At 64.3% G+C, this 5,563-nt stretch carries 5 protein-coding genes; all 5 read left to right on the forward strand.

The window, feature by feature from the left end:
• Positions 1–78: 78 nt before the first annotated feature.
• Complete coding sequence (locus Q0743_RS20280; RefSeq protein ID WP_298243270.1) at positions 79–615, forward strand: TRAP transporter small permease; 537 nt, start codon at positions 79–81, stop codon at positions 613–615.
• Positions 616–617: 2 nt separating this feature from the next.
• Positions 618–1,937 (forward strand): TRAP transporter large permease, encoded by a 1,320-nt coding sequence (locus Q0743_RS20285; protein ID WP_298243266.1) that lies wholly within the window; start codon positions 618–620, stop codon positions 1,935–1,937.
• 108 nt (positions 1,938–2,045) lie between these two features.
• A complete protein-coding gene (locus tag Q0743_RS20290) occupies positions 2,046–2,504 on the forward strand; it encodes a DUF3237 domain-containing protein (RefSeq protein WP_298243267.1) in 459 nt (152 codons plus the stop codon).
• A 282-nt stretch (positions 2,505–2,786) separates the two neighbouring features.
• Positions 2,787–3,596, forward strand: a complete 810-nt coding sequence (locus Q0743_RS20295) for a crotonase/enoyl-CoA hydratase family protein (protein WP_298243268.1) — start codon at positions 2,787–2,789, stop codon at positions 3,594–3,596.
• Positions 3,593–5,476 (forward strand): feruloyl-CoA synthase, encoded by a 1,884-nt coding sequence (locus Q0743_RS20300; protein WP_298243269.1) that lies wholly within the window; start codon positions 3,593–3,595, stop codon positions 5,474–5,476. The genes Q0743_RS20295 and Q0743_RS20300 overlap by 4 nt, the downstream gene beginning before the upstream one ends.
• Positions 5,477–5,563: the final 87 nt, after the last annotated feature.

The raw sequence follows: 5,563 nt of genomic DNA on the forward strand, positions 1-5,563 counted from the left end.
CACCCGCCCCGCTTCGCGTGTCGGCCTCTCCCCGCAAGCGGGGAGAGGCGAAGCCCGCCGCCTGAGCTGAGAATGCGTATGACATCAGACAACCAGACACATCCCACAAAGCGTTCCTGGATGGACCGCATCATCGACACCATCGAATGGATCGCGGCCGGCTTCGTCGGCATCGTCGCGCTCGACATCTTCCTGTCGGTGCTGCTGCGCAACACGCTGAACTATTCGATCCCCGACAGCTTCGACATCGGCCGCATGCTGCTCGGCATCCTCATCTTCTGGGGCATCGCCGCGACCTCCTATCGCGGCACCCACATCACCGTCGACCTCGTCTGGGGCAATGTCGGGCCGCGCCATCAACGCTGGATCGACGTGTTCGCCACCCTAATTCTGCTGTTCGTCGTGACCGTGCAGACCTGGACGTTGTTCGACAAGGTGCGCGGCACCTACAACGACAACGTCCAGACCTTCGACATGCACATGCCGACCTGGCCCTTCTTCGCGGTCGCCTGGATCGGCGACGTCTCGGCCGTGCTGCTGATCGCGATCCGCACCTACCGGCTGATCTTCCATCCTGAAGAGATGCACGACCCCAAATTGAAGGCGACGGAGTAATCATGAGCACCGATGCCGTCGCCTTAATCGGCTTCGTTTCCCTGTTCGTCCTGATGCTGTTGCGCGTGCCCGTCGGCATGGCCATGGGCCTCGTCGGCGTCTCCGGCTTCGCCTATCTCGTCAACGGGACGGCCGCACTGAAGCTGGTCGGCCAGACCTCGATGCGGACGGTCACCGACTACACCTTCGGCGTCATCCCGATGTTCCTGCTGATGGGCTCGTTCGTGTCCAACTCCGGGATGAGCCGCGAGCTGTTCCGCGCCGCCAACGGTTTCGTCGGGCACCTGCGCGGCGGCCTCGGCATCGCCACCGTCGGTGCCTGCGGCGGCTTTGCCGCGATCTGCGGCTCGTCGGTCGCGACCGCCGCGACCTTCTCCGCCGTCGCCTATCCCGAGATGCGCCGCTTCGGCTATCCGCAGTCCTTTGCCACCGGCGTGATCGCGGCCGGCGGCACGCTGGGCGCGATGCTGCCGCCCTCCACGGTGCTCGCGGTCTACGGCATCATCACCGAGCAGGACATCGGCAAGCTCTTCATCGCCGGCATCATCCCGGGCCTCCTGGCGATGAGCATGTACATGATCACGATCTTCCTGATCGGCTATTTCCGGCCCGACTTCCTGCCCAAGGGCAAGGTGACGCCGTGGCGCGAGCGCTTTGCCGGGCTGAAGGAGATCTGGGCGCCGGTGCTGCTGTTCATCTTCGTGATCGGCGGCCTCTACGGCCTGCCCTATTTGCCGCGCTTCACGCCGACCGAAGCCGGCGGCGTCGGCGCCGCGGGCGCCTTCATCATCGGCGTGGTCACGGGCCGGCTCGACCGCGAGAAGATCCTGGCCTCGCTGCTGCAGGCGACCCGCACCGCGGCCGCCGTGTTCACCGTGCTGATCGGCGCGCTGATCTTCGGCTATTTCCTCACGGTGACGCAGACACCGCAGAAGGTGACGGAATTCCTCACCGGCCTCGGCCTCGGCAGCTATGGTGTGCTGGCGCTGATCATGGTGATGTATCTCGTGCTCGGCTGCCTGATGGACGCCATGGCGATGATCATCCTCACCGTGCCGATCATCTTCCCGGTGATCACGCATTTGGGTTTTGACCCGATCTGGTTCGGCGTCATCATCGTGATGACGGTCGAGCTCGGCCTGATCCACCCGCCGGTCGGCATGAACGTCTTTGTCATCAAGAGCGTGGTGAAGGACGTCTCCTTCTCCACGATCTTCAAGGGCGTGATCCCGTTCGTGGTCACCGACCTGATCCGCCTCGTGATCCTGATCGCCTTCCCGCTGCTGGCCACCTGGCTGCCGACGCGGATGATGGCGAATTAATGTTTGAGTCTGGACAGTCGCCGCGACGGCGGTGAGCCCCCTCGCCCCGCTTGCGGGGAGAGGCGAAGACAGCGGCACCTTCTGATTGCATGACAGGTGGAGTGATCGATGCCCCCGACCCTCGAGACCAAATACGTCTTCACCATCACCGCGCGCATCGGCGACGTCGTCACCGCCGGCGAGACCGGGATCGGCGTTCGCCGCATCATTCCGATCCTCGGCGGCGAGGTGGTGGGCGCGATATCGGGCAAGGTGTTGCCGTTCGGCGCCGACTTCCAGACCATCCGCCCCAACGAGCTGATCGACTTGGAGGCAAAATACGCCTTCGAGACCGACGACGGCGCAATCGTCTATGTCGAGAACAAGGGCATGCGCTTCGGCCCGGTCGAGCTCCTGCAGAAGCTCAAGCGCGGCGAGCCTGTCGATCCCAAGCTGATCTATTTCCGCACCGTGCCGAAGTTCGAGACCGGACATGAGAAGTATAGCTGGCTGATGCAGCACATCTTCGTCGGCTCGGCCGCGCGGCACGCCGACCGCGTGGTGATCGACGTGCATCAGGTGATGTAGGGCGACGTCGGGTCCGAGCCCACGACCAGCACTCAGCTGTCGTCCCTGCCTAGTGCGCAATCGCGCACGGGCGCAGGGACCCATACCGCGTGATCTATCGATTGCGACCGGCAGGAATACCGAACAACGGGTCTTCGCCAAACAATTTCCTGGGGTTATGGGTCCCTGCGTTCGCAGGGACGACACCGGGTTTGAGGCACGGCCTCAGCCATATGATTGGCTCCGGCATATTGACTCCGTCCAAATTCGTTATACAACATAACTATTCTGATAAGGACGCAAATGACACAGGGAAACGCCGATACCGCGAACGCGGGTGCCTCCGGGCTGCTCCGGATCGAGAGGGCGGACCGGGTTCTGACCGTGGGTCTGAACCGGCCGGCCAAGCGCAATGCGCTGAACGACGGCATCATCCTGGAAATCGGCGAGTGTTTTGCGTCCCTGCCCGAGGACATCGGCGCGGTCGTCATCCACGGCATCGGCGACCATTTCTCCTCCGGCCTCGATCTCTCCGAACTGACCGAGCATGACGCGACCGGCGGCCTGCTGCATTCCCAGATGTGGCACCGGGTGTTCGACCGCATCCAGTACAGCCGCGTGCCCGTGATCGCAGCGCTCAGGGGCGCGGTGATCGGCGGCGGCCTCGAGCTCGCCTGCTCGGCGCATATCCGCGTCGCCGAATCCTCGACCTATTTCGCGCTGCCGGAAGGCCAGCGCGGCATCTTCGTCGGCGGCGGCGGCTCGGTGCGGCTGCCGCGGCTGATCGGCGTCGCCAGGATGATGGACATGATGCTGACGGGCCGCGTCTACAGCGCGACCGAAGGCGCCTCCTATGGCTTCGCGCAATATGTGACGGAAGCCGGCAACGCGCTCGGCAAGGCGATGGAGCTTGCGACCAAGGTCGCCGCCAACGCGCCGCTGACCAATTTCGCCGTGCTCCAGGCGCTGCCGATGATCGCGGAGGCCAATCCGCAGACCGGCCTCCTGATGGAGTCGCTGATGGCGACCGTCGCGCAGAGCGACAAGGAAGCGAAGCGCAGGATCCGCGAATTCCTCGAACACAAGACCGCAAAGGTGAAGCCGAAGTCATGAGCGCGCAGCCGTCCTCTTCCAGCATGGAGCGCGGCGCGAGCACTTTCCCGCTGCGGCCCATTTCGTTCGGCGATCCCGTCGTCAACATCGAACGGCGCGACGACGGCACGATCTACCTCAGACCGAAGCAGCCGCTCGGCGACTATCCGGTCCGCATCACCGACCGTCTGCATCACTGGGCCAATACCACGCCGGACCGTGTCTTCATGGCCGAGCGCGAAGGCGGCCGCGGCTGGCGCAAGATCACCTATGCCGAGCTGCTGGTCGCAAGCCGGCACATCGCATCCGGCCTGATCGCGCGCGGCCTGTCGGCGGAGCGGCCGGTCGTCATCCTCTCCGGCAATTCGATCGACCACGCCCTGCTCGCATTCGGTGCGTTCTATGCCGGCATTCCGTTCTGCCCGGTGTCGCCGGCCTATTCGCTGGTGTCGAAGGATTACGGCAAGCTGTCCTATCTGATGAAGCTGCTGACGCCCGGCCTCGTCTTCGCCGAGGACGCCGACAAGTTTGCGGACGCGCTCGCCGCCAATGTTTCGCTCGGCACCGAAATCGCTGCGTCCTACGGCCACGTGCCGGGCCGCGACGTCACCCTGCTCGCCGATCTCATGGCGACGCCCGTTCGCAGCGATCTCGACGACGTCCACGGCAGGATCGGCCCCGACACGATCGCGAAATTCCTGCTGACCTCGGGCTCGACCGGCAACCCGAAGGCCGTCATCAACACCCAGCGTATGATCTGCGCCAACCAGGTGATGCTGCGCGAGACGCTCGCCTTCCTCAAGGACGAGCCGCCCGTCATCATCGACTGGCTGCCGTGGAATCACACCTTTGGCGGCAACCACAATATCGGGCTGACGCTCTACAATGGCGGCTCGATGTATCTGGACGCCGGCAAACCGATGCCGGGCGGCATCGAGGAGACCGTGCGCAATCTCCAGGAAATTTCGCCGACGGTCTATTTCAACGTGCCGAAGGGCTATGAATCGCTACTGCCTTATCTGCGCGAAGATCAGGGCCTGCGCGCAAAGTTCTTCGACCGCCTGCACGCGATGTTCTTCTCGGGCGCCGCGCTGTCGCCCTTCATCTGGGACAGCCTCGACGAGCTCGCGGTGAAGGAAAAAGGCTATCGCGTGCCGATGCTGACCGGCCTTGGTGCGACCGAGACCGCGCCGTTCTTCATGTCGGTCAACCCACGCACCAGCCGCTCCGGCCATGTCGGCCTGCCCGTTTCCGGCAACGATGCCAAGCTGGTGCCGAACAACGGCAAGCTGGAGGTGCGCGCCAAGGGGCCGAACGTCATGCCCGGCTACTGGCGCCAGCCCGACATCAGCGCGAAATCCTTCGACGAGGAAGGATTTTACAAGATGGGCGATGCGCTCAAGCCCGCCGACCCCGATGATCTCAACGCCGGATTCGATTTCGACGGCCGTGTCGGTGAAGACTTCAAGCTCGCCAGCGGCACCTGGGTCAGCGTCGGCCCCTTGCGCGCGCGCCTCACGGCGGCCTGCGCCCCGCTGGTGCGCGACGTCGTCATTGCCGGCATCAACCGTGACGAGGTCTCTGCGCTCGTGGTGCTCGACCTCGACGGCTGCCGGCTGATCAACCCGACGCTGCCGACCGACGATCTCCTCGTTGCGACGCGCGACCGGCTGGTTCGCGAAGCCTTCCGCGAGCGCCTGACCCGCTTCCTTTCCACCGCCACCGGCTCGTCGACGCGAATCACGCGCGCGATCCTGATGGACACGCCGCTCTCGATCGACAAGGGCGAGGTCACCGACAAGGGCTCGATCAACCAGCGCGCTGTGCTCGAGCACCGCACCGAATTGATCGAGGAGCTCTACGCTGCCAATCCATCCAACCGTGTGATATCGGTCGGGTAATATGCCAATGGGAATGAACCAGTCGGCTCTTCCTTCACCTCGCCCCGCTTGCGGGGAGAGGTCGAATTCGAGCGGAGCTCGAATTCG

It is taken from the genome of uncultured Bradyrhizobium sp. (genome assembly GCF_936943645.1).
Taxonomy (GTDB): domain Bacteria; phylum Pseudomonadota; class Alphaproteobacteria; order Rhizobiales; family Xanthobacteraceae; genus Bradyrhizobium.

Excerpts from the sequence above, each read along its gene's own strand:
- Q0743_RS20290 (WP_298243267.1), top strand. The coding sequence starts at position 2,046 with ATGCCCCCGACCCTCGAGACCAAATACGTCTTCACCATCACCGCGCGC.
- Q0743_RS20285 (WP_298243266.1), top strand. The coding sequence starts at position 618 with ATGAGCACCGATGCCGTCGCCTTAATCGGCTTCGTTTCCCTGTTCGTC.
- Q0743_RS20295 (WP_298243268.1), top strand. The coding sequence starts at position 2,787 with ATGACACAGGGAAACGCCGATACCGCGAACGCGGGTGCCTCCGGGCTG.
- Q0743_RS20280 (WP_298243270.1), top strand. The coding sequence starts at position 79 with ATGACATCAGACAACCAGACACATCCCACAAAGCGTTCCTGGATGGAC.
- Q0743_RS20300 (WP_298243269.1), top strand. The coding sequence starts at position 3,593 with ATGAGCGCGCAGCCGTCCTCTTCCAGCATGGAGCGCGGCGCGAGCACT.